Annotated in this window: 22 protein-coding genes and 1 tRNA gene; 10 read left to right on the plus strand and 13 right to left on the minus strand. The window is 58.6% G+C overall.

Going from position 1 to position 22,746, the window contains the following annotated elements; translation table 11 throughout:
• The first annotated feature begins 15 nt into the window (after positions 1 to 15).
• Complete coding sequence (locus tag ACKFRX_RS09405) at positions 16 to 960, plus strand: ABC transporter permease (protein ID WP_284815464.1); 945 nt, start codon at positions 16 to 18, stop codon at positions 958 to 960.
• On the plus strand, positions 950 to 1,795 hold the full coding sequence (locus tag ACKFRX_RS09410; RefSeq protein WP_218840688.1) for an ABC transporter ATP-binding protein: 846 nt from the start codon (positions 950 to 952) through the stop codon (positions 1,793 to 1,795). Before ACKFRX_RS09405 ends, ACKFRX_RS09410 begins: the two co-directional genes overlap by 11 nt.
• Here the strand turns inward: ACKFRX_RS09410 and ACKFRX_RS09415 are convergent.
• Both ACKFRX_RS09415 and ACKFRX_RS09420 read right to left on the minus strand, forming a co-directional pair.
• Complete coding sequence (locus ACKFRX_RS09415) at positions 1,778 to 3,325, minus strand: glycosyltransferase family 4 protein (protein WP_408927724.1); 1,548 nt, start codon at positions 3,323 to 3,325, stop codon at positions 1,778 to 1,780. The genes ACKFRX_RS09410 and ACKFRX_RS09415 overlap by 18 nt on opposite strands.
• A gap of 2 nt (positions 3,326 to 3,327) precedes the next feature.
• A complete protein-coding gene (locus tag ACKFRX_RS09420; protein ID WP_408927725.1) occupies positions 3,328 to 4,251 on the minus strand; it encodes a glycosyltransferase in 924 nt (307 codons plus the stop codon).
• A 665-nt stretch (positions 4,252 to 4,916) separates the two neighbouring features.
• Between ACKFRX_RS09420 and ACKFRX_RS09425 the strand changes: the two genes are divergently transcribed.
• Positions 4,917 to 4,989: transfer RNA gene (locus tag ACKFRX_RS09425), tRNA-Asn, on the plus strand.
• An 11-nt stretch (positions 4,990 to 5,000) separates the two neighbouring features.
• Positions 5,001 to 5,957 carry a hypothetical protein gene (locus ACKFRX_RS09430; protein ID WP_408927726.1) on the plus strand — a complete coding sequence of 319 codons (957 nt, stop codon included), beginning with the start codon at positions 5,001 to 5,003 and terminating at the stop codon, positions 5,955 to 5,957.
• 824 nt (positions 5,958 to 6,781) lie between these two features.
• Here the strand turns inward: ACKFRX_RS09430 and ACKFRX_RS09435 are convergent.
• The 3 genes from ACKFRX_RS09435 to ACKFRX_RS09445 all read right to left on the minus strand — a co-directional run bounded on the left by ACKFRX_RS09435 (position 6,782) and on the right by ACKFRX_RS09445 (position 9,968).
• The gene (locus ACKFRX_RS09435; protein ID WP_408927727.1) at positions 6,782 to 7,447 is read right to left on the minus strand and encodes a DUF1707 domain-containing protein; all 666 of its coding nucleotides are present in this window, start codon (positions 7,445 to 7,447) and stop codon (positions 6,782 to 6,784) included.
• A gap of 38 nt (positions 7,448 to 7,485) precedes the next feature.
• The gene (wecB, locus tag ACKFRX_RS09440) at positions 7,486 to 8,667 is read right to left on the minus strand and encodes a non-hydrolyzing UDP-N-acetylglucosamine 2-epimerase (protein ID WP_179386820.1); all 1,182 of its coding nucleotides are present in this window, start codon (positions 8,665 to 8,667) and stop codon (positions 7,486 to 7,488) included.
• 86 nt (positions 8,668 to 8,753) lie between these two features.
• Complete coding sequence (locus tag ACKFRX_RS09445; RefSeq protein ID WP_408928283.1) at positions 8,754 to 9,968, minus strand: phosphatase PAP2 family protein; 1,215 nt, start codon at positions 9,966 to 9,968, stop codon at positions 8,754 to 8,756.
• 496 nt (positions 9,969 to 10,464) lie between these two features.
• Between ACKFRX_RS09445 and ACKFRX_RS09450 the strand changes: the two genes are divergently transcribed.
• Complete coding sequence (locus ACKFRX_RS09450) at positions 10,465 to 10,746, plus strand: hypothetical protein (RefSeq protein WP_005324241.1); 282 nt, start codon at positions 10,465 to 10,467, stop codon at positions 10,744 to 10,746.
• An 80-nt stretch (positions 10,747 to 10,826) separates the two neighbouring features.
• On the opposite strand, the gene dnaG is transcribed toward ACKFRX_RS09450, so the two are convergent.
• A complete protein-coding gene (gene dnaG, locus ACKFRX_RS09455) occupies positions 10,827 to 12,749 on the minus strand; it encodes a DNA primase (protein WP_408927728.1) in 1,923 nt (640 codons plus the stop codon).
• Positions 12,750 to 12,960: 211 nt separating this feature from the next.
• Here dnaG and ACKFRX_RS09460 point away from each other — a divergent pair, with 211 nt between their 5' ends.
• Both ACKFRX_RS09460 and ACKFRX_RS09465 read left to right on the plus strand, forming a co-directional pair.
• Positions 12,961 to 13,422: a ribonuclease domain-containing protein gene (locus ACKFRX_RS09460; protein WP_408921989.1), complete on the plus strand. Its 462-nt coding sequence runs from the start codon at positions 12,961 to 12,963 to the stop codon at positions 13,420 to 13,422.
• A 2-nt stretch (positions 13,423 to 13,424) separates the two neighbouring features.
• Positions 13,425 to 13,658: a hypothetical protein gene (locus tag ACKFRX_RS09465; protein ID WP_408927729.1), complete on the plus strand. Its 234-nt coding sequence runs from the start codon at positions 13,425 to 13,427 to the stop codon at positions 13,656 to 13,658.
• A gap of 154 nt (positions 13,659 to 13,812) precedes the next feature.
• Here ACKFRX_RS09465 and ACKFRX_RS09470 read toward each other — a convergent pair whose 3' ends face one another.
• Positions 13,813 to 15,105, minus strand: a complete 1,293-nt coding sequence (locus ACKFRX_RS09470; protein WP_408927730.1) for a deoxyguanosinetriphosphate triphosphohydrolase — start codon at positions 15,103 to 15,105, stop codon at positions 13,813 to 13,815.
• Positions 15,106 to 15,153: 48 nt separating this feature from the next.
• Positions 15,154 to 15,729, minus strand: a complete 576-nt coding sequence (locus ACKFRX_RS09475; RefSeq protein WP_150850706.1) for a YdcF family protein — start codon at positions 15,727 to 15,729, stop codon at positions 15,154 to 15,156.
• A 54-nt stretch (positions 15,730 to 15,783) separates the two neighbouring features.
• Here ACKFRX_RS09475 and ACKFRX_RS09480 point away from each other — a divergent pair, with 54 nt between their 5' ends.
• Positions 15,784 to 17,784 (plus strand): TPM domain-containing protein, encoded by a 2,001-nt coding sequence (locus ACKFRX_RS09480; protein ID WP_408927731.1) that lies wholly within the window; start codon positions 15,784 to 15,786, stop codon positions 17,782 to 17,784.
• A 97-nt stretch (positions 17,785 to 17,881) separates the two neighbouring features.
• Here ACKFRX_RS09480 and ACKFRX_RS09485 read toward each other — a convergent pair whose 3' ends face one another.
• From ACKFRX_RS09485 to ACKFRX_RS09495, 3 genes are read right to left on the minus strand one after another with little or no spacing between them, the layout of a single operon-like run.
• Positions 17,882 to 18,322 carry a hypothetical protein gene (locus ACKFRX_RS09485; protein ID WP_408927732.1) on the minus strand — a complete coding sequence of 147 codons (441 nt, stop codon included), beginning with the start codon at positions 18,320 to 18,322 and terminating at the stop codon, positions 17,882 to 17,884.
• Entirely contained in the window at positions 18,322 to 18,831 is a 510-nt protein-coding gene (locus ACKFRX_RS09490; protein ID WP_408927733.1) for a hypothetical protein, read from the minus strand. Before ACKFRX_RS09490 ends, ACKFRX_RS09485 begins: the two co-directional genes overlap by 1 nt.
• Before the next feature lie 2 nt (positions 18,832 to 18,833).
• Positions 18,834 to 20,213, minus strand: a complete 1,380-nt coding sequence (locus ACKFRX_RS09495; protein WP_408927734.1) for a glycine--tRNA ligase — start codon at positions 20,211 to 20,213, stop codon at positions 18,834 to 18,836.
• A gap of 184 nt (positions 20,214 to 20,397) precedes the next feature.
• Here ACKFRX_RS09495 and ACKFRX_RS09500 point away from each other — a divergent pair, with 184 nt between their 5' ends.
• Positions 20,398 to 20,688 carry a helix-turn-helix transcriptional regulator gene (locus ACKFRX_RS09500; RefSeq protein WP_005324221.1) on the plus strand — a complete coding sequence of 97 codons (291 nt, stop codon included), beginning with the start codon at positions 20,398 to 20,400 and terminating at the stop codon, positions 20,686 to 20,688.
• Positions 20,689 to 20,758: 70 nt separating this feature from the next.
• Positions 20,759 to 21,178 (plus strand): Fur family transcriptional regulator, encoded by a 420-nt coding sequence (locus tag ACKFRX_RS09505; RefSeq protein ID WP_408927735.1) that lies wholly within the window; start codon positions 20,759 to 20,761, stop codon positions 21,176 to 21,178.
• A gap of 79 nt (positions 21,179 to 21,257) precedes the next feature.
• Here ACKFRX_RS09505 and ACKFRX_RS09510 read toward each other — a convergent pair whose 3' ends face one another.
• Positions 21,258 to 22,013 (minus strand): isoprenyl transferase, encoded by a 756-nt coding sequence (locus ACKFRX_RS09510; RefSeq protein WP_005326452.1) that lies wholly within the window; start codon positions 22,011 to 22,013, stop codon positions 21,258 to 21,260.
• 10 nt (positions 22,014 to 22,023) lie between these two features.
• Entirely contained in the window at positions 22,024 to 22,740 is a 717-nt protein-coding gene (gene recO, locus ACKFRX_RS09515; protein ID WP_408927736.1) for a DNA repair protein RecO, read from the minus strand.
• Positions 22,741 to 22,746: the final 6 nt, after the last annotated feature.

A 22,746-nucleotide genomic window follows, 5' to 3' on the forward strand; every position in this document is an offset into this window, starting at 1 on the left:
CACAGTGGAGAAATTGTGGAATCACAATTGAACAACGACAGCGACAGTGCTCCCGAGGGGACCAACGCAAAACAAGAAAAGCCCAAGCGCGTTAAAAACGCTAGTTTCCGCAACTTGGAGCTCGTTGACGATTCCCAGTTATATAACCTACAGAGCCGAGATAACCTAGCGTCGTATACTCGTCGTCTTCTTGACCGCCGACATTTCATCTTGGCTTATGCACGCAGTAAATCGCTTAGCCGAGGTAGAAATATGTTCCTCGGACGCGCTTGGCTTATCCTTCAACCGATCCTAGACGTGGCAGTTTATGCTTTCATTTTCGGCTACGTTCTTCACGTTTCCAGGGGAATGGACAATTTCATTGGATTCCTAACAATCGGTGTAATTTACCTCAAGTTCGCAACCGGCGGCTTATCAGCTGGCACTTCCATCATCCGTGGCTCAAAGGGGTTGATTAGCAGTTTTAACTTCCCCACAGCAGCCATCCCCATTTCGACGACCATTAAGCAAATGATCGACCATGCAATCCCCGCCATGGTTGCGATAATAGGCGCACTTCTTTTTCAGCTCGATAAAGGAGTTTCTTGGACCATCATTCTAGTGGTTCCCTTGTATTTCTTAATCCATTGCTTCTCGCTCGGTTGCATGTTCATTGTGGGACGAGCTACAGCATTTATTCCCGATCTAAAGTCAGTAGTGGGAATCATCAATCGAGGTCTCTTTTTCATCTCGGGTGTATTCTTCGATCTGAGCAAATTTGATAAAAATCCCCATATTCAAGCAATCATGCAAGCTAATCCCATTTACCAGTTTCTTACCGCAGTGCGGCAGCTGGTTTTGGACGGTGAGGTACCGCCCTTAGGCACTTGGCTGTATATTGCAGCTTGGTCATTCGGGCTATTGATTATTGGATACTTCTACTTTTGGCAAGCCGAGGAAAGGTACGCAGTTGTCAAATAACCCAACGGTTGTCGCTCGTAATCTCAAGAAGTCTTACTACCTTAATCGCTCCGGTTCTGAGCATGTTTTATCCAAAAAACTTTCGAAGCATACTGTGGAAGCAGTAAAAGACGTTAGCTTTGTAGCTTATTCTGGAGAATCGATCGGCATCCTGGGTAAAAACGGCTCCGGGAAGTCAACCCTTCTACGAATGATTGCTGGGTCATCAAAGCCCGATTCCGGCGACGTGTTTGTTTCCTCCCAGCCCACCTTGCTCGGCGTCGGGGCGGCTCTCCAATCAAATTTAAGCGGTCGCCAAAATATCAATTTAGGACTCTTGGCAATGGGGCTAACCCCAGCGGAATCTTCGAAGCTCGTGGATCCGATCATCGATTGGGCGGATCTCCGATCCGCAATCGATCGTCCCTTAAAGACTTATTCGTCGGGCATGAAATCTCGCCTGACTTTTGCGATCTCTACAGCAGTTCGGCGCGAGCTACTACTAATTGACGAAGCCCTTTCCACCGGAGATTCCACGTTCAAAGCTAAGGCTAAGGATCGTATGGACGAGTTTCTCGCTGGATCCGGAACAGTCTTTCTCGTATCTCATGGTGCCGCGACAATTCAAACGCACTGCACTCGTGCCATATGGCTGCACGAAGGCGACATGATTGCTGACGGAGATGCGGAAACTGTAACTACAACTTACCGTGTCTGGGGAAATAGAGTTAGTACGGGAAAACTTGAAGAAGCTGACCGCATCATCAAGCGGCAGCGGAAGGCGTTTAAACCGCACAAAATCCTACTGGATTCTGAGGCCGCAAAGTTTTTGACTCATTCATCTTCCCCTCAGTAGCTCTAAGTACAGCCCCTCCAAGATGTGCGCATTCCGCTCCCATGATCGCTTCTTGGCCCATTCTTCAAGCTCCCGAGGATTCACGCTGAGTTCCCCCTGCCGGACTAAATCAACTGATTTGGCAAGCGCGGAGGGGTTATCCGGTTCAACTTCAACCATTAATCCACCGGTGATTTCCTTTAACGCTGGTAGGTCAGTTCCGATTACCGGTACCCCGCAGGCCATAGCCTGTAGCGGCTTAAGCGGAGTGACCTTCCTACAAACTTCAACGTCTCGCCGCGGTACCACGAACACATCCAAAGCAGCGTACCAAAGGTGAATATCAGAGGCCGGCTGCTTACCAGCGAAGACAACCCGATCGTTCAATTCAAGCTCATCGACCAAGTCTTCAAGCCCTGGTCGAGCCACTCCATCTCCGACGATAATGAGAGTTGCGTCTGAAATCTCCTCCATCGCAGTTATAGCAATGTCCAGCCCTTCGTAATCCACGACTGAGGTAATTGCACCGATTAAGAACTCGTCGCCTAGGCCCAATCGTTTTCGGGCGTGTGCTTTGTCAATATGAGTTTTAAGCTGATTGGCTTCCAAAGCGTTCGGAACGACCTTGATTTTCGATTCTGGAACGCCTCGACGCGTTAGGTCCCCTTTCGACACCTCACTTAACGCTATTACTTGATTTGCAGCCATCATCGCCGCTGTTTCGGCCTGGCGCGCTAATTCAAAAAACTCCGAGCTGCGGCGTTTTTCTGGGTCTGGTGACTGCGAAGCCCACGTGCTCTCGGGCTCGCCTCGGACCTCATAGATCCATGGGACGTCAAGTAGAGCGGCTGCGCGAGCCACCACGCGTGCGTTTGTGTACGGGGTGGTGGTGTGAAGTATGTTTACTTGCTTTTCCCTCGCGAGTCTTACCAGTTGGCGTACGGCCAGATCCTCCTGGCGAGTAATAGAAAACGGAGCAAATACGGAGCCCAACACGAAATATTCGAGACCATCGTTGACAAAATATGGACCATGATGGAATCTACCGATATTCTCTGGATATCCGTAGCGCGTACAAGCAAACGCTTCTACTCCCCTTGCCCTTAAACTCTTGAATAGTGCTTTAGACCGAAGCGTGTATCCAGATTGGGTATAGGGCAATGCATTCGTGAAATGAAACAGTACCCGCGGGGCGGCTGCGCTACCGCTGCGTTCAACTGCTCCCTCAAAGCATTCAACTGACTGGAGTTGCAGAAGTTTCCCGCGGAGATATCTCTCAAACGAAAACGTCAATGGCCTAAGGAATCGCGACTTTTTCAGCTGTTTTATCGCCCTACTCAATTCCCCGGCCTCGGCGGTCTCGTACCCAGGGCTCCTCATTGCCGAAAGTACAAAGTGCGCCCCCTTCACACATGCTCGGGCTACCTTGGACTCTGAGTTTAGGCGCACGAATTCAACCATTCGATTCGAAAATCGCACAGGATCCTGTACAAGTCCCACAACATTGATGGACCAAAATTTGATGACCGAGCGACCAATTCCAGCAGGCATGCTTATGGCTCCATCTGCTTCAAGAACTTAGCAATCAAGCTGGGCACAACGTTGTTCCGTTCGTTCTCAACCCAATGTCGAGCTCTTTCGCTCGCCTTGAGAGATAATTCGCCCTGAGCTAAGGCACACCATAGGTTCGCTAGAGCTTCCGGCGACTCGGGAGGAACCGCATAACCGGCTTCCAACGACTCGATCAACCTGACTGATTCCCCGGCTACAACACCTGTAATTGGCACCCCATACTCCATGAGCTCGAACAGTTTAGAGGGAACAGTTCTTTCTAATGGCTTCCAATCAGTTAAATGGACAAGCGCGGTATCTGCCCAGTCGTAATAGTCTGAGATGGAGTCAGCTGACTTCCGCTTAATGAAAGCTGCGGGAACTTTTCTTTGCTTTGCGTAGTCTTTCACTGACATGCGAGCATCTCCTGCGCCCACGAACTTTAGCTCAATCGGCACTCCGCGATCCGCCGCGATCACCGCTGCATCAATCACGTTTTGAAGTCGTTGAGCGCGACCTATAGTGCCGGCATATAGCACCTTTAGAGGTCCTTCCCCTGAGTCTGGAGCCTTCTTCTGCCCCAATCCCCCTCGGGGAAAAACATTCCGGATGGTGACCATATTGCTCAAAAGTGTTGAGTTCTTCCGCAACTGAGGTCGACTCTGAAAATCTAACTTCAAATCATCTGCTGTGAAAATGACACCATGGGCTTTCCCCAAGACATAATAAAGTGTCCTAGCAACCACAAAACTAACGAACTGAATCGGCCCTCTACTCAAGATTTTTTGCTTTAGCGAGGCACTCTTGACCCCCTTATTCCACTCACTTGAATAGGCTAAGAGGTCAGGCCAGGCGTCCCTTAAGTCGATAGCCAATTTCGCCCCTGAGATTTTAGCTGCTGCAAAGGCGACCACGGCGGTTGGCAAAGCCGGCACTGTACCTATAACCAAGTCAGGCTTCCAAGATTTCCGAATTCCGAACTCAACTATTACTGCGTAGAGAGACCCCAGAGCGATGCCCGCTTGACCGATCGCACGCTGGATCAATGAGCCACCACACGGGATAAACCCACTCCGGATGACTAAATCTACAGCGTTACTCTTTGCTACCTCCGTTCGAGGATGGAAGAGAGACGCGCTCCACCAATGACTCATAGAGGTTCGTCGAACAGATGCCGGCGGAGGAGCAACAACCCTGACCTCGTGGTCTTGAGATTTTAGAATACTAGCGATCCATTCCCAGCGACGCTGCGGCACGTTACTCTCTGGCGACCAATACTGCGAAATGATGAGGATCCGCAATTTTCTCTCTTTCGTTAGTACCAAATCCGTCGCTCTCTAGCGCCAACAGCATACTGAGCCGCTATTCCTAGATTACTGGTTCCCATAGAACTAGTCTTCTTACCTACCATTTTTACACAGGGGCCCCAGTGTGTGGAGTCCTGGCCCTTTCCTGCCGCGTTCCCGCCACATACGAACAACAAATTCAGCCATTTTGCCGCTGTGTACTGCTAATTTGTTGAAACGGCAGGAACCCTATATAGTTATTTCTCGTTGCACAGAGAACACAAAGTTCGCCGTACAACGAATATTCCTCCATAGCTCAGTTGGCAGAGCATTCGACTGTTAATCGAAGGGTCACTGGTTCGAGCCCAGTTGGAGGAGCAAATAGCCTGGTGGAGTTATCCATCAGGCTTTTACTTTTAGCTTGCTTCTCTCTAGGAATCCTCTCACTTCTCATGCTCACCCGCCGCGATAATTTCTCTCCTCATCATAAGTTCGATTCATTGCTGGACTTTTACTCATCCTTCCCCCCCCTTGACGGGGTTTCCACGATTGGATACGGCCAAGGAGAGCTCGATATCAAAGTCGTTAACCGCGGTTCGGATACTACTCTCGTCTTATTCCACGCAGCTATCTACCGGCGAAAAGTCAAACACTACCCACTTTTTTCGGGACAACGGATCACCCGCGTTCTGAATGCTAATCTCATATTTGTCTCCGATCCTTCTCTGGCCCTCGGATTAGATCTCGGCTGGTTTGCTGGTAGCCGAACTCAGTGGTTACAAGCTGATCTCCCGGGGATATTGCGGCATGTCTCATATGCATTTGGATGGGACCAGAAAATGATATTTTTTGGTGCTTCAGGAGGAGGTTTCGCGTCCCTCTATTATTCTTGGCATTTCCCTGGTTCTACAGCCATTGCCGTAAACCCACAGACAAATATCGCCGAATACACCTCTGATCCGGTCGAAACATACGCCAATATTGCCTGGGATGTTCCCGACATTGAATCTTCACCAATTACTTTTGATTTGCGGTCTTTATACTCTCATGGCTTTCCCAACCGCGTTATCTTCCTCCAAAATACCTTCGACGGACTGCACAGAGACAGGCACCTAGCACCGTGGTTACGGGCGACCCCCGCACCCGACAAAAATATGTGGCTATTAATGGGCCGCTGGGGGCGCGGTCACACCCCTCCTGAATCCGCTCTTCTGAAGCAGGTCTTAGAAGCTTCTGTCTCGCCGTCCACGTCTCCGTTGGAGACGCTGGGGTTCGAACAGGCTCCGCCCAGAAATAGGCCTAAAACTTGGCACAAAGCTCTGAAACAAAACGGCTCGACCTCATAGCCGGTCTAAGGCTCCGTTTCCTGAGAAATAGAATCGTCAAGTGCCAACTTGGCTGCTTTCCTAAATCCGGCGATCCAGCACTCTAATTCCCGATTCTGGGAACCTCGTTCCTATACTGATTCGACTGGGTAAATATCACATACTCACTAATGATATAAACAGGTCTGAAATCTTACACAGTGGCATCCCTCGCCATAAAACGGCTGGCTGGGAGCCGGATCATTAAAGCAGTTAAAGAAGCCGCTCGGCGGTGTTTCCTCTAGTCTCGAGCGTTCCATTAAGGATGCTGCTGATTTCCAAACCCGTCAGGGGCGACGACGAAACTGCAACTGGTGACCAGGGTTTTGCGCCGGCCGAAAGATTTTGCACCGAAGAGGTACTAACCTAAATTGAACTGAACCAAATCTGCATAAATCGAGCAGACATTTCTGTTAGCGTTTCCGATATCAGAAATAAAGTCGGCAACGCCTTGTCTGCACGGGGGACACGAGCTATCTCCACCGATTTTCTGTAAATCCTGGCTACGGCGCCAGATACATCTTCGGAGTAGGAGTGGGGCTCACAGGAACGAGAAAAAGGCCGTTAGGTTTGCAACAGGTTGCTAACTCACACGGCCGACTACTGTTGCAGATGCTTTCGCCGTTATCTAAAGCTGCGCAGCAGCTGATTTGTTGTTCGAGTTTTCTCTCCGCAAGGAAAGCGCTCCCTGTACTAGGCAGATCAGGCAAAGGCATTGAGAGCACGTCCGAAAGAAATACCACCACGCTTCAGATGTGACCCAGGTCAGCCGGCGATATGCTGGCGGGGTCGACAAATAGTAATAGCTATTCTCCGTAGCGGCGCCCCACGTGAACGTCTACGCCACCAAAGAGGCTGTAGCAGTTGACGATGATTTCGGGTGCGTCCACTGGAAGGTCATTCGGATGTATGGCGCCGTGCTCGACCTTCAGGTCATGCCCACCAAAAAGGCCAAAGCCACCCACGCGGACGCGGAAGCCCTCTGGGATGTAGACATCGGCACCACCGAAAACTCCTACCGTATTGATGGTGGTCGTGCGGTTACGAAGAGCCACGCCGGTCAGGTCAATGTCAACACCGCCGAAGGCTCCAATAGCTGTCAGGGTACGGGCTACTGCCCCGCCATTGACCGTGGAGCCACCGAAGATGCCCAGAGCCAGGGATTGCGGCTGTCCTACCGAAGGCTGAATCTGCTTCATCGCCTGCTCAACTTTGGCTATGGCGTTGGATTCTTGGTGGCCGGAGTAAGCTTTGGTAACCTGGCTATGGGCACCAAAGAGGACTTTTTCCGGGCTTTCCACAAGGTCAGCGAGGGGCTTGATCAGCTCGCCACGCGTTGTGGCGCTCTCACAATCGGCCGAACGCTTTTCAAATTCAGTGAGGTCAATCTGACCTGCCGACAGCGCATCCCCGAGGATGTCTGCGGCCTTCATACGCTCTTGGTGGTTACAACGGATCTCCAGCGGTTTCATACTTTTATAATATCCGCTATAGCCACCATTCGCGCGGCTTATTCCTCACTTTGAGGGGACTTGGAGGTATCGATCTCCGGACGGAAGTCAGCTTCCCGCTCGCCAACTCCGGTTAGCTCGGCAATAGCCGCTACAGCGCGCTGCGCACCCTTGCCATCGCCATAGGGGTTGACTGCGTTGGCCATGGCGTCGAATGCGGCGGCGTCGGAAAGCAAAAGCTTAGCCTCAGCCACGATGAGCTCACGGTTGGTGCCCACCAGCTTTACGGTGCCGGCAACGACGGCCTCGGGGCGCTCGGTATTTTGGCGCATAACCAGGACTGGCTTGCCTAGCGCAGGAGCCTCTTCCTGGACTCCGCCGGAGTCAGTCAAGATGATGGTCGCGCGGTTTTGCAGCTGCGTGAACTGGTCATAAGGCAGCGGATCCGTGATGATGATATTCGGCAGGTGCTCGACCTCCGGCAGGACGGCCTCGCGCACCTTCGGATTCAGGTGCAGCGGCAAGGCAAAGTTGATCTCTGGATAGGCTTCTGCCAGATCCTTGACCGCGCCACCGATTTCCTTCATAGCCTCAAGGTTCTCGCGGCGATGGGTGGTAACTACGACAAGCCGCTTATCGGAATCTGCGGCTTCCTGCAGGGCAGGGTCCGCGAACTTCGTGTCCCACGAGGCTGCTTCCAAAAGCGCGTCAATGACGGTATTACCAGTGACCACGATGTCCTTGGAACGAACGTTCTCGCGGCGCAGGTTCTCCATAGACCCTTCGGTAGGGGCCAGGTGGAGCTCGGCTACCTGGCCAATGAGCTTGCGGTTAGCTTCTTCGGGGAACGGCGAGTGGATATCCCCGGTGCGCAGGCCCGCTTCCAGGTGGACAATCTTTACACCGCGGTGGAATCCCGCGAGCGCTGCGGCCATGGCGGTAGAGGTATCGCCCTGGGAGATGATGACGTCTGGTTGTTCCTCTTCAATGATGGAGTCCAGTCCGGCAATCGCACGGGAGACGATCTCATTGAGGCCTTGACCCGGCTTCATAAGGCCGAGGTCATGCTTCGGGGAAATGCCAAACATGGTGTTGACCTGCTCCAGCATCTCTTTGTGCTGTCCGGTAGAAACCGGAATGGATTCAAAGCGCTCATCTTTATCCAGCGCCTTGATCACAGGGGCAACCTTGATAGCCTCCGGGCGGGTGCCATAGATGGTCATTACCTTGGGCTTAGTCATTACTCATTTCCTTTTGGTTGATGGGGATACTTCTTTATTGAACCATGTGTGGGAGCGTTGTACCCCCACGCGGCTTGTTGGAATCGTTAGCCGCTGACACTCACGCCGCCGTCTGGGGTGATGGTCACCGTGGCCGCCATGGCGCGGGCTAGGTCGAGGCGTTGCCACGAGCCTCCCTCTGACTGCCAATCCAATGGATTGCCGGCTGGGCGCGCGGTCTGGCGGAGGACCTCGGCACGCTGATCCCAGGTCAGTTCTGGGTGGGACGCTGCTAGCAGCACTGGGGCGGCCTGCGGGACGACCATCGCAGCGTCGGTGCGGTAACGTGGGGCGAAGTCATAGTCCATGAGCTTGGAATACTGCTCCACCGCATCCTCTGTGGACCGATAGTCGGTACCCTCTGCCCTATCCTGGGCCACCAATTCTTCTACCGTTTTGCCGGTGCGCCACTTGATTTCTTGGCGCACTTCCATCGAGGCTTCCCATAGAGCATGGCGCATGCGCTTATCGTTGAGGCGGTCTGCCGCGGCGGCTTGGCCGGTCATGCGCCCACCGATGACATCCAGCGGGTAATGCACGCCCAGTACTACGCGGTGGTTGCCGGCCTCCGCGCCCCGCAGCATCAGCTGTGGACCTACCTCAGGCAGCATGAAGGACATCAGCGTGGTAATCCACGTTGCCTGATTGGTATGGCCCGAAGGGAAGGCTGGCGAGGTGGGATAGAGATCCTTGGAGCCATCGTCAAAGCGCTTAATCGCCTGCGGCGCGCGCTGGTACGGGCGCTGATAGTTGAAGTAGTACTTCTCAGACATCGTGGAATTGGCCAGTCCGCCTGCGCGGGCCGCATAGCCATTTCCTAGGAGGTATTCGGTCTTGGGCAGGCGGTGCTCGGCCAAGGCGGCGCGGAAGGCATCGCCTAGGTTCTTGCCCATCGAGTCAGAAACGGCGTTGAGCACGCTCGTCGAGCTGGCCTTGGCATCGGCCTGCGCGCGGCGGATCAAAGCGGAGTCACCGGCTGCCGCGTTATTAATGGCCACGGCCTTGTCCATATTTTCTTGGCGGATTTCTGGCTGGGCCTTGATGTGATCAAAAAGCTGGACTACCTGCCAGTAGTTGCCAAATTGATAAGACGAGACATCGGATTCAAAGCCCGCGATATAGTCCGTGCTAAACGGCTCTGGAACTGGGGCACCGGGGTACTGGACTGGGGCTGCGCCGGTGGACTGCTGGGTGACAGGCTCACGCAGCTGGGGCACGGCTACGGGAAGGGCTGTGGCCGACGGTGCGAGGGCTATAGTCAGCCCAGTAGCCGCGCACAGGGCGAGCCCACGGACTGCGGGGCGGAGATTATTCCGATAGTTCAACGTGGAAACCTTTAACTAGTAACGAATTCCCACGCATAATATCTAGCTAAAGTTAAGGGGAAGTGAACGCGACGCTAAACTCGCATGCACAATCGTGGATTGGCGGGTAGACCTTTGCGGTCACCACTCAGCGTTCTTCAGGCCAATTGGGGCCTTGGTGCGCCGCGGCGGTATCCGATTGGTGGCCGCAAGATTCCGCAGAAATGCTCGCGGTAAAAAGCGCGGCCAGCGCCACTGCTGAAGCCGCTGCCGAATCCCTGCGCTTGTTATTTTCCACACGTTTAAACTAGCGCGTATTGCGCGCCATGAAAAGTGCTAGTCCAATGCGGGGCTAGCGCCACCCCTCACTCGTGGTTGGCGGCGCGCGCCAAAGCTTCGCGGTAGGCTAGTGGAGAACTTTTACTCGCACAGGAATAAGGGGACACGCTAAGCAATGATCCAATTCGTCTTCGGCGCCGCAGCAGGATACGTTTTTGGCACTAAGGCTGGCCGCAAGCGCTACCACCAGATCAAGGGCGCCTACGAAAAGGCCGTCAACTCCCCCGTGACCAAGTCCGCCGTCACCTCGGCACGCAAGGCGGTAGCCAATCGCCTGGACCCAGAACCGCGCATGCGCGAGGTTCGCGATTTGTCTTCCAAGCGCAAGGGCAAGGGCCGGCTGCGCGGATCGCAGGTGGATAATGCGGACCGCATTTATGAGCCCGATGAGGACTAGGTCGAGTGCAGACTAGCCTTTAGGCCTCCTCCCCTCCCCTCGGCACGTACCTTATTTGGGGTCGCGCCGAGGGGAGATTTTTATGCTTGGGGAGGCGTGCCGCGAAAGGCGCGGTCATTAAGCTCGCGGCGGGCCTGTTCGAGGGCGACGAGGTCGGCGAAGAGCGAGTTATAGCTGGCCTCATCATCGGAGGGGCGCATGCGGCCGAGGCGGGCCTTGAGCTGGGCGATTTGATTGCCCACCACGGTTTCTTGCAGGCGGGAGAGAACGGAGTCGGCGTATTTTTCGGGGCCGACGTCGGTAGGCAAGATTGCTTCTACGGCGAGCTCGGAGACGAAATTGCGGCCGGTGAGATCCTGCATCTCGCCGGCTACCGCGGCAATCCATTCCACGGCGGGCATGGACGCGCCCTGGGCGGCGCCGCCGGCGGTGGAAATGGCCTGGCGGACGAGGCGGTAGGCGTCGTTAGTATAGGCGTCGGCAGTAATGCCATCGAAGTACGAGCCCGCTACCTGCGGCATCTGCAAGGCCAGCTTGAGGGCCTCGCGCTGTGGCCACAGATGGGTTTCCTTGGGGCTCGGCGGATGGATCATCGGCACGTCCTGCTGCGCCGGTTGCTGCTTCGCGTTGTCGAAGCGGCGGATGGTGGGTTTTTCAGCCTTTTTGGGCTTGCGCGCCTCCGCGCGGACCTGCTGGAGAACCTCCTCCGGGTTGGCCCAACCCACCCAACCAGCTAGGCGGCGGGCGTACTCGCGCTGGAGGGGCTGATCGCGGATCTGCGCCACCACGGGGACTGCGCGGCGCAGGGCCTGCAGGCGCCCCTCCGCGGTATCGATGCGGTACTCCGCGATGACGGATTGGATGACGAACTCGAACATGGGGATTCGGTCCGCGATGAGCTCACGCACGGCGGCATCGCCCTTCTGCAGGCGCAGATCGCACGGGTCCATGCCGTCCGGAGCTACGGAGACAAAGGACTGGCCGGTGAATTTCTGCTCACCATCGAAGGCGCGCATGGCGGCCTTCTGCCCCGCCTCATCACCGTCGAAGGTATAGATGAGCTCGCCATTGAAATAGGAATCATCCAGCATCAGCCGGCGCAGCACCTGAAGGTGCTCGCCACCAAAGGCCGTGCCGCACGATGCCACTGCGGTTTTCACGCCGGCGGCGTACATGGCCATGACGTCCGTATAGCCCTCTACCACCACGGCCTGGTGGTTATCGGCAATATTGCGCTTGGCCAGATCAAGGCCGAAGAGCACCTTGGACTTGTGATAGAGCATGGTGTCCGGGGTGTTCATGTACTTGCCGAGTTTGTCGTCGTCGAAAAGCTTGCGGGCGCCAAAGCCAATCACGTTGCCGGAAAGGTCCTTGATGGGCCACAGCAGGCGGCGGTGGAAGCGGTCAATGGGACCACGCTTGCCCATCTTGGAAATGCCGGCCGCCTCCAGCTCCTCGAAGGAAAAGCCCAATCGCAGCAGGTGCTTAGTGGCGGTATCCCAACCCTCCGGCGCATAGCCGCACTCGAAGTCATAAATGACCTCCCTGGAAAAGCCGCGGTCCAGCAGAAAATCGCGCGCAGTGGCCGCCTGCGGCGTCTCCAACTGCTGACGGTAGAACTCGTGCGCGGCCTTATTCGCAGCGATGAGGCGCTGGCGCGTGCCGGGCTTCTCATTGCGCGCGCCTGTGGAACCGCCCTGGTAGTTAATGTGGTAGCCGATCTTCTGCGCTACCGCTTCCACCGCTTCTGGGAAGGAGACCTGCTCCATTTCCATCAGGAAGCTAAAGACATCGCCGCCCTTGCCGGTGGAAAAGCAGTGATAGTAACCGCGCTGCGGGCGTACGTGGAAGGACGGGGTCTTTTCATCCTTGAAGGGGCTCAGGCCCTTGAGCGAATCGTGTCCGGCGGGCTTGAGCTGAACGTACTCGCCCACGATCTCTTCTAAAGGCGCGCGTTCACGGATAGCTTGGATATCGCTGTCCGGAATTCTGCCTTTTGCCATGCGTACAGACTACCCCGCCCGCGGCGGGAATGTTCAAATGGCTAGGGCAGGATGGTGTGGTGCCTGTGGGTTCACGGTTTGGGCGGAAATTACCCTCTGATGGGGTATATTCCACCTGCCTTTACCTACCCCCGTGACGGGGGAATTTTTGGCCTTGTAGGAAGCCTAGGCCGATTTCGGTATTCGCCGCCGCACCTGCAAGAATAAAGGTATGCCCAAGTCCCAAGCGTCTAAGAAATCGCTCCCAGTAGCCCTCGGCGGCCTTGCGCTTGCCGTCGTTGCAGGCTACTTCGGCTTCGACCTCGGCGGCGATGGCGATTCCTCTGCTTCTTCGCCGTCCGAGTCCGCAGGCGGCGCTAAGGCTGGCGACGCCGATACTTGCGAGATGTCTTCCCTCCCTGCCGAGGCGAACGACACCGCGAACGATATTTTGGCCGGTGGCCCCTATGACTACCCGGATAATGACAACGCCCGCTTTGGCAACTACGAGGGACGCCTGCCGCAGCAGGACAAAAATTACTACCGCGAATACACGGTAGAAACCCCGGGCAGCAAGAACCGCGGCGCCCGCCGCATCATCACTGGCGGCGGCAGCGAGACCGACCCGGACGTGTGGTACTACACCGATGACCACTATGAAAGCTTCTGTTCTATCCCAGACGCGGAGGAGTAATCATGCAACGCATCCTCATTACTGAACACATCCGCACCCGCGCGGACTTCTTCAACGCGCTTGGCCGGACTCGCGGCTGCGAGGACTGCGGCCCCCGCAACCTCGATGACCTCGCGGACTTCCTGCGCGAGCAGCGCACCAGCGTCATCATTGCTTCCCACATGGAAATCGCGGACGCGGAGTTGGAAGGCGTTGCCACCGTTTTGGAGGATCAGGGCGTGAAGTTGGTGCGCTAGCGACTCGGCCCCTGGGGCTGGAGCGGGAGCTGAGGCGTTAGGTCCATAGATATGAGGCCGAATTGAGGGGTATGAGCTCTCAATTCGGCCTTTTCGCGCTCAGAGCGGCCTGATGAGTTTCGACCTAACTCTAGCGCTGCTAGGTGGGCCAGGTTTAGCTGAGGAATCCAGACAGCTCCGCACTCCGCCGAGCCAGGCGCTCCAGCCGGGACTCTGTCATGGAGGCAATCTGGTCGATGATGGCGCGGTCGCGGGCTGCGTCGGTATCGGCCTGTTCCCACCACAGGCGGAAGGTGGCATCGAGGGAGCCGGGGGCGCCGGCGACGAGGTAGTCGTAGACACGGTAGATGCGCTCGCGTTGACGGTCTTGGCGTGCGAGGTGGGCGGGCTCGTCCATGACGTAGAGGACGGCGATGGTTTTGAGCAGCTTGACCTCGGCTTCGGCTTGCTTGGGCACGATGAGGTTGCCGTGCATGCGGCCAAGGCTATTGGAGGCGATGAGCTCGGCATTGGCCTCGCTGGTGGCGCCAACGGTCGCACCGACGTAGCGGCCGACAAGCTCGGAGGTCATCTTCTTCAGGTTGGCGTAGTCGCGCAAGGAATAGTCAAAGTCACCGATGGCGTTGATGACGCTTAAGTTGCGCAGGCTATCGGCCGCTTCCAAGAGCTCATCGGCGGTGCCGCCGAAGGCCTTGGCACCCTTTTCTGCTAGTTGGGCCAGCTCCACCAAGTCCCAGAGCACGTTCAAAGAGATGCGCCGGGAGATGATGCCATCTTCCACGTCGTGCACGGAGTAGGCGATGTCATCGGACCAGTCCATGACCTGGGCCTCGATGCACTTGCGGTTATCGGTATGGCCCTCGCGCAGCCAGTCCAAAAGGTGCGCATCCTCGTCATAGGCGCCGTACTTGCGGTTGGTGGTGCCATCCGGGTTGGTCTTGGTCCACGGATATTTGCAGGCGCCGTCGAGGGCTGCGCGGGTGAGGTTGAGGCCAAAGCTTTGGGGTTCGCCGTGGGCATCGTCCACGATGACTTTGGGCTCCAAGCGGGTGAGAATGCGCAGGGTTTGGGCGTTGCCTTCAAAGCCGTTGAGGGCGACCTCGTTGAGCGCATTCTCGCCGTTGTGGCCATAGGGCGGGTGGCCGATGTCATGAGTCAGGCCGGCCATATCGCAGAGATCGGGATCGAGGCCGAGCCCGGAGCCGATGCTGCGCGCGATTTGGCCGACCTCCAGCGAGTGGGTCAGCCGGGTGCGCGGGGTATCGCCGTCGCGCGGGCCGACGACCTGTGTTTTATCCGCTAGCCGGCGCAGCGCGGCCGAGTGCAGCACGCGGGCGCGGTCGCGGGCGAAGAGCCCGCGGTGCTCCTCCACGGGGTGGAAGGCTGAGCCCTTCGGCTTTTCATCGGCCAGGCGGGCGAAGTCGGCGGCGGAATAAGAATAGGTCACGGCGCCAAGTTTATTCCGCGAACAGGCCTTTTGGGTGAGCAACGTGGCCTAAGCGCGGTCGTCTTCCTGCTGAATCGTCTCATGCCGCAGCTTCTGATTGGGGCGCAGCACTTGCTCCACGCGGTAGAACCCATTGCGCAGCGCCGCGGCGCCGCGCGGCGGTAACAGGCCGGCCACCAGCGCGTAGGCTACGCCACCGGTTTCGTGGGCAAGGTAGCGCCACCAGGGCTTAGAAAAGCGCGCGGCCGGGTAATACGGCGTACCGGAGACGGTGGCTGCGATGCCCTCTTGGCGGGCGATGAGTGCGGTGCGCAGGCGGTGGAGGGGATCGGTGATGATGGTGGCGTCGGAAAGCGCGAAGGCTTCCTTGACCGCGCTGAGGGAGCTGCGGGTATCCATCCCCTCCTCCACCGCGTGCACGGTCAGGTGCGGGAAGTGCTCGCGCAGGTAGGTGCGGCCGACGCCGGCCTCCGTAAACCTATCCCCGGGCAGCTTGCCGCCCACGGTAATAACCTCCAGTCCCTTGGCCGTGGCGAGCTCACCGGCGTGGCGCAGGCGGCCGGCCAGGATGCGGGAGGGGCGGCCATCGTATTGGGCGGTTCCTAAAACAATTGCGTACTTCACTGCCCCACTACACTACCTGCCGGAGGGCGAAGCGGAGCCGGTAAAGTGGTGGGCATGAATTTGAGTGCACGTTTGGGCCGCGCGGCCATTGCCGCTTTCATTTTGGGCTGCACCTCCGTCGGTGCGGGGTCTGCCTTCGCCGCCGAGACCACCACGGTGGCGCAGGGCACCGGTACGGCAACCCTCACGGAAAAGGTTACCGATGATGCGGGCGTATTAAGCACCCAAGAAAAGGCCGAGCTCAGGGAGAAGATTGGCCAGCTGCAAAAAGACGAGCACTTGACGCTCTTTGTCTATATCACCGATGAGCTGGGCACGGATCCAGAGACTTTTGCCGGCCAGGCGGTCAAGGATAAGGGTCCGAACTCCGCGGTTTATGCGCTTTCCATCAATGACCGCAAGATGGGCGTGCAGACCGGCGATGCGTGGCCCAAGGGCCGGCTGGATCAGATGTATGACGCCGCCTATGACAAGCTGGCCAGCGATGAATACGGTGCTTCGGCCCTCGCGCTTGCCGACGCCGCCCTGGGCAACTCCGCCTCCGATTCCTCCGGCCTGGCGTGGCTGGGCGGTGGCGCGGCCGCCATCGTCGCCGCCGGTGGCGGAATCATGTACTACTCGCGCCGCAACACCAAGAAAAATAATGCGCAGACGCTGGAGTCCGCCCGCGAGATTGCCCCGGGCGATACCGATCAGTTGGACCGCCTGCCGCTGGAGACCTTGGACCAGCTGGCCCAGGAGGAGTTGGTCTCTACCGATGAGTCCATCCGCCGCGGCAAGGAGGAGCTCAATATCGCGCTCTCCGAGTTCGGCCCCGAGCGCGTGCGCCCCTTTACCAAGGCGATGAACCACTCCACCTCTACCCTGCAAAAGGCCTTCCACCTGCGCCAGCGCCTGGATGATGCCGTGCCGGAGTCCCCGGCCGAGCGCCGCCAAATGCTGGTAGAAATCGTCTCCTCCTGCGGCCAGGCCGATGACGCCCTCGACGCGCAGGCCGAGGAGTTTGCCAAGATGCGCGACTTGCTCATCCACTCCGATGAGAAGCTGGATGAGCTCACCCAGCGCACCGTGGGCCTGCGCACCCGCCTGCCGGAGGCCGAGTCCACGCTGGCTGGCCTGAAGTCCAACTATGACGAGCACGTGCTCTCCTCCATTGCCGATAACCCCGAGCTAGCCGCCGCCTCCCTCGACGAGGCCGAGAAGCTGCTCGACAAGGCCCGCGGGGTCCAGGCCCAGCCGGCCGGCCAGCAGGGCCCGCTGGTGGGACTTATTCGCGATATCGAGCACGCCTGCGAGATGACGGATCGCCTCATCTCCGGCGTGGAAAACGCCGAGGAGAATATCGCCACCGCCCGCGGCAACCTCGAGGCGCTTATTGCCGAGGTCGAGGGCGAGATCAACGAGGCCCGCGAGCTCGAGCGCCAAGGCAAGGCCCAGGGAACCACCGCGGATTGGGACAAACTCGAAGAGCTGCTCGGCCGCGCCGGCAGCGCCGTAGATGAGGCCAAGGCCCACGGCCAACAGGATCCGTTGGGCCAGCACACCGCGCTGACCTCCATCGATACCGAGCTAGATGAGGCGCTCGACCGCGTGCGCGAGAAGACCTCCACGCACGCGCGCCAGCTAGACCTCTTCCGCCAGCAGATTTCCGTGGCGGAATCCAATATCCAGGCCGCAGAAGACCTCATTTCCTCCCGCGGGCGCATCATCGGCTCGGGTGCGCGCACCGCGCTTGCCGACGCCAAACGTCTCCACGCCCAAGCCCTCCACACCGAGCGCAGCGATATCCGCGCCGCCCTGCAGTCCTCTCGCGAAGCGGCGGCCGCCGCCCAGGCGGCGCTGCAGCGCGCCAAGGAAGACATCGACGAGCACCGTCGCCACCAGCAGCGCCAGCAGATGGGCAACGCCGCCGGCAATGTCGTGACCGGTATGGTCCTTGGCCAAATGCTCGGCGGCGGCCGCGGCTTCGGCGGTGGATTCGGAGGCGGCGGCTTCGGTGGAGGCAGCTTCGGCGGCGGAGGCGGCGGAGGCGGCTTCCGCGGCGGCTCCTTCTAGCCCGCCTCGCCCAGCCCGCGGCACGGCCCAGCAGCCCGGCAGGCCGGCTCTAGGCTCTAGGCTCGCGCGGGTGGCCCGGCTTCCCCGGGGCGCTGGGCTAGGTGCGGAGGGAGCGCGGGGTGGCGTCGAGAAGCGCGCAGGCGTAGCTCAAGAACATGGCGTCGAGCTCCGGCAGCTCGCCCACGCTCACGCGTAGGCCATCGCCGGCCGGCGCGGTGCTGGCAACCTCGGCGCCCATGCCGCGGGCCACGATGCGGCGCTCGCGGCGGAAGGGGTTGCGGCGCTCGAGAAGGTACTCGCGGTCGGCGCAGGTCGCGCGCAGGCGGGTGACGGTAATCCCGGCCTGGGTGACCGAGAAATCCTCGCCCGCGGCGGTCTGCGCGCGCAGGAAGAAACGCGGGGAGGAAGAATCCTGCGAGGATTCTACTGCGAGGCGCTCGCCGGCCGCGGTGGCAAGCACGCCGTCGCGCACGGAGGCAAGATCGTTCCCCTCGGCGTCGGTAAGCGCGCCCGCGCGCCAGGTCCACTGCGCAGTCATTAGAAGACGAAAAGCGCGACGAGGGCAACGATGGACGCGAGGACCAAGGTAATGATCCAAGCCCAAGCTTTGCCTTGGGTATTAGCGTCCAAGACGACGCGGGTAAACCAGCTCAAGCCGGCGATTTCCGCGGTGGTCAGGCCCTCGGCATCGTGCTCGAATTCGAGGATGGCCTTGCGCACGCCGGAATTGCGGGCGGTGAACTGCCCTACCTTTTCATCATCGACATCATCGATGATCCAGTCGCCGCTGTTTTCGTTGATGAAGGTGAAGGTACGGCCGTTGAGCGATGCCTCCAGGCACTTGTCGCGGCCGGGGCGGCCGGCAAGGCGGTAAATGGAGCCGTCGGCAAGCGTGGCAGAAGCGCCAAGGTCACTGATCTCGGTGCGCCAGAAGTGGCCGTCCACCTCCGCGGAATGCTCCGAGAATACGCCCAGCTGCTCCGGGCCTTCCTCGGCCAAGAGCACGGGCTTTGCGCGGTCGGAGCGATCCCAGCTGGTGTAATGCATTACTAGCACCCAATCAGGCGGGCAGCGAGGTAAGCCTCGAGGTCATCGAGCTTCACGCGCTCCTGCTCCATGGTGTCGCGCTCGCGCACGGTCACGGCATCGTCCTCGAGGGTATCGAAGTCGAAGGTGACGCAGAACGGGGTGCCGATTCCATCCTGGCGGCGGTAGCGGCGGCCGATGGCGCCGGAGACGTCAAAGTCCACGTTCCAGTGTGCGCGCAGCTTATCGGCCAGCTTGCGCGCCGGCTCGGAAAGCTCTTCCTTCTTGGACAGGGGCAGTACGGCCACCTTGATGGGCGCTAGGCGGCGGTCCAGACGCAGGACCACGCGCTTATCGGTGCCTCCCTTGGCGTTGGGAGCCTCTTCCTCGTCGTAGGCATCCACCAGGAAGGCCATCATGGAACGGCCCAGGCCGGCGGCCGGCTCGATGACGTAAGGGATCCAGCGCTCGTCATTGGCTTGGTCGTAGTAGGACAGGTCCTCGCCCGAGCCCTTGGCGTGAACGGACAGGTCATAGTCCGTGCGGTTGGCCACGCCTTCCAGCTCGCCCCACTTGGAGCCCTTGAAGCCAAAGGCGTACTCCACGTCCACGGTGCGCTTGGAGTAGTGGGAGAGCTTTTCCTTCGGGTGCTCGTACAGGCGCAGGTTTTCTTCCTTGATGCCCAGGTCCACGTACCAGTTGTAGCGGTCATCAATCCAGTACTGGTGCCACTCTTCGTCCTCGCCCGGCTTGACGAAGAACTCCATTTCCATCTGCTCGAACTCGCGGGTACGGAAGATGAAGTTGCCTGGGGTGATCTCGTTGCGGAAGGACTTGCCGATGTTCGCGATGCCAAACGGCGGCTTCATGCGCGAGGAGGTCATCACGTTCTTGAAGTTAACGAAGATGCCCTGTGCGGTTTCCGGACGCAGGTAGTGCAGGCCTTGCTCATCGTCCACCGGGCCCAGGAAGGTCTTGAGCAGACCGGAGAAGGCCTTCGGTTCGGTCCAGTCACCCGGCTGGCCGGTTTCTGGGTCATTGATATCTGCCAGGCCGTTTTCTGGCTCGTGGCCGTGCTTTTCCTCGTAGGCCTCAATAAGGTCGTCGGCACGGTAGCGCTTGCCGGTGTGGCGGGATTCCACCAGCGGGTCAGAAAAGACCTCGACGTGACCGGAGGATACCCAGACCTGACGCGGCTGGATGACGGAGGTATCTACGCCCACGACGTCTGCGCGGGACTGCACCATGTGGCGCCACCACTGGCGCTTGATGTTTTCCTTGAGCTCTACACCAAGAGGGCCGTAGTCCCACGCGGAGCGGGAACCGCCGTAAATTTCACCTGCCTGGTAGACCAAGCCGCGGCGCTTACACAGGTTTACAACGGTATCGATGACGGATGCCATAAGTTTTCGGACTCCTCTGGTAGGGGACAGTCTTGACAATCTCGTTCAGTCTAACCCGAAGCGCTTCCCGGCGGTGGGATTGGGGCATGAATTTAATCTGAAATAAATACAACGTATTGCAAGTATCGGGTAATATAAGGGTAACCGACAGGTAATAGGTATTTAATTGAAGGTGACATTCCCTATGACGACCACTTACAAGGCCCCAAATACTTCTGCGGCTGCCGGCGTTATCGCTGCCCTTGATTCGCCCCTACGCATCGCAATCATCTCCCGCTTGGCCGAGCGCGATCACTTTGTCCATGAGCTGGTCAAGGCCACCGGCAAGTCCCAGCCCCTTATCAGCCAGCACCTGCGCGTGCTCAAGCAGGCGGGCATCGTGGACTCCGAGCGCAGCGGCCGCGAGGTAACCTACTCGCTCATTGCGCCGCGGGTTTTGGACCTGCTTGCCGACGCCGCCAAGATCGCCTCCTAGCCCCTCCCCTCCTGCATAAAAAGCCGCCTGACTGTGCAGTTATTGAAAAAGCACTGATAATATTGAGGGCATGGCTTTACACGACAGTATTCCCAAACTAGGCGCGCGCAATACCAAGCAGCGCACCGCAGTGGTTGAGGTACTGCGGGAATTGGAGAAATTCGCCTCCGCCAAGGAGATCTACCACGAGCTCCAAGAACGTGAGGAAAAGGTGGGCCTGACCACCGTGTACCGCACCCTGCAGTCCCTGACCGATATCGATGCAGTGGATGCCCTCCACATGCCCAATGGCGAAACCCTGTACCGCCATTGCGATACCGACGCCCACCACCACCACTTGGTGTGCACCAAGTGCGGCCGCACCGAGGAAATCGACGGCGGCCCCATTGAAAAGTGGGCCACCTCCGTGGCCAAGGAGTACGGCTTCGAGCTCACCGGCCACGATGCCGAGGTCTTTGGCATCTGCAGCGACTGCGCCGCCTCCGCCTAAACGGCCGCACGCCCTCGCGCGCAGCCACTCCCCCTCACCTCAGCCTCCAGTTTCCGGCGGCTGAGGTTTTCTTTTTGCGCTACTTCTTCACGCCACCGAAGCGGCGGTCGCGCCGCGCATACTCCTCGATGGCGGCGAAGAGGTCCTCCGGAGTGAAGTCCGGGAAGAGTTTGTCTTGGTAAATCATCTCCGCGTAGGCGGACTGCCAGAGCAGGAAGTTTGAGGTGCGCTTCTCACCGGACGGGCGCAGGAAGAGATCCACGTCCGGCATGCTCGGGTCATAAAGATGCTGCGCGATGGTTTCTTCCTTGATATCGCGCGGGTTGAGCTCGCCTGCGGCCACCTGCTTGGCGATGTCCCTAAAGCCATCCACCAGTTCTGCCCTACCGCCATAGTTCACGCACATGGCCAAGGTCATCTTGGTATTGTCCTTGGTCAGCTCCTGGGCGGCCTCGAGCTCCTTAATAACCGAGCGCCACAAGCGCGGGCGGCGGCCGGCCCACACCACGCGCACGCCGCGCTCATTGAGCCACTCGCGCTGGCGGCGCAGCACGTCGCGGTTAAAGCCCATGAGGAAGCGGACCTCTTCAGGGCTGCGGCGCCAATTCTCGGTGGAGAAAGCATAGGCCGAAAGGTAGGGAACGCCGGCGGCAAGGCAGGCATCGACGACGTCAAGAAGCACGGCTTCTCCGCGCCTATGCCCCTCGGTGCGCTTCATGCCTTTTTCCTGGGCCCAGCGGCCATTGCCATCCATGACCAGCGCAATATGGCGGGGCATGAACTCGTCCGGGATATTCGGCGGGGTCAAAGTGCGGTTCGGGTCTGGCGTAATCACGGGCTATATTCTACTGCTCCATAACCTGCAATGCGGAAACATTGCGCTCCATGTGCCACTGCAGGTGCGCCCGCGCTAGGCGATGCCCCTCCTGCTTCTGCGCATTCGTCGGATTCGTCGGGTGATTATGCGCCAAAAGCCACAGGTGATGCAGGGTTTCCGGGTCTACCTCGGCCGCGCCTGGCGGACGGCATTCGTGGCACGCCGCGCCGCCTACCGCCGGGTGAAAGGCGTGGTGCGGGCCCGGCCGGTTGCACTGGGCGCAGTTAAACAGGCTCGGCGCCCAACCTGCATGCGCCATGGCCTGCAGTAAGAAGGCATCCAGCGCCATGGTCGGGTCCGCGGTTTGCAGCTGCTCCAAGGTCGCGGTGACGGAGTCGTAGAGGTAGGGGTCTTGGGCGGCGTCGGCAAACGCAAGGCGCTCGGCCGATTCCAGCACCGCGCACGCGGCCGTGTAGCGCTCATAGTCCTCAATGAGGCGCGCGCCAAAATAGTCGACCGTATCCGCCTGGGAAATGGTAGCCAGATTCTTGCCCACATACAGCTGGACATCGAGGTTGACGAAGAGCTGCAGGCGCGAACCAAAGCGCGACTTGGCGCGGCGCACGCCTTTGGCCACCGCGCGCACGAGGCCATGATCGCGGGTAAGCAGGACTATAACGCGATCAGCCTCACCAAAGTCATAGCTGCGGATGACCACTGCGCGGTCACGATAGTTCTCGCGCATAGTAGT

The organism is Corynebacterium tuberculostearicum (genome assembly GCF_046097465.1).
Lineage (GTDB): Bacteria > Actinomycetota > Actinomycetes > Mycobacteriales > Mycobacteriaceae > Corynebacterium > Corynebacterium tuberculostearicum_I.

Coding starts and splice junctions, on each gene's coding strand:
- ACKFRX_RS09415 (WP_408927724.1), bottom strand. CDS start 3,325: ATGCCTGCTGGAATTGGTCGCTCGGTCATCAAATTTTGGTCCATCAAT.
- ACKFRX_RS09435 (WP_408927727.1), bottom strand. CDS start 7,447: ATGAAACCGCTGGAGATCCGTTGTAACCACCAAGAGCGTATGAAGGCC.
- wecB (WP_179386820.1), bottom strand. CDS start 8,667: ATGACTAAGCCCAAGGTAATGACCATCTATGGCACCCGCCCGGAGGCT.
- ACKFRX_RS09450 (WP_005324241.1), top strand. CDS start 10,465: ATGATCCAATTCGTCTTCGGCGCCGCAGCAGGATACGTTTTTGGCACT.
- dnaG (WP_408927728.1), bottom strand. CDS start 12,749: ATGGCAAAAGGCAGAATTCCGGACAGCGATATCCAAGCTATCCGTGAA.
- ACKFRX_RS09460 (WP_408921989.1), top strand. CDS start 12,961: ATGCCCAAGTCCCAAGCGTCTAAGAAATCGCTCCCAGTAGCCCTCGGC.
- ACKFRX_RS09465 (WP_408927729.1), top strand. CDS start 13,425: ATGCAACGCATCCTCATTACTGAACACATCCGCACCCGCGCGGACTTC.
- ACKFRX_RS09480 (WP_408927731.1), top strand. CDS start 15,784: ATGAATTTGAGTGCACGTTTGGGCCGCGCGGCCATTGCCGCTTTCATT.
- ACKFRX_RS09485 (WP_408927732.1), bottom strand. CDS start 18,322: ATGACTGCGCAGTGGACCTGGCGCGCGGGCGCGCTTACCGACGCCGAG.
- ACKFRX_RS09490 (WP_408927733.1), bottom strand. CDS start 18,831: ATGCATTACACCAGCTGGGATCGCTCCGACCGCGCAAAGCCCGTGCTC.
- ACKFRX_RS09495 (WP_408927734.1), bottom strand. CDS start 20,213: ATGGCATCCGTCATCGATACCGTTGTAAACCTGTGTAAGCGCCGCGGC.
- ACKFRX_RS09500 (WP_005324221.1), top strand. CDS start 20,398: ATGACGACCACTTACAAGGCCCCAAATACTTCTGCGGCTGCCGGCGTT.
- ACKFRX_RS09505 (WP_408927735.1), top strand. CDS start 20,759: ATGGCTTTACACGACAGTATTCCCAAACTAGGCGCGCGCAATACCAAG.
- recO (WP_408927736.1), bottom strand. CDS start 22,740: ATGCGCGAGAACTATCGTGACCGCGCAGTGGTCATCCGCAGCTATGAC.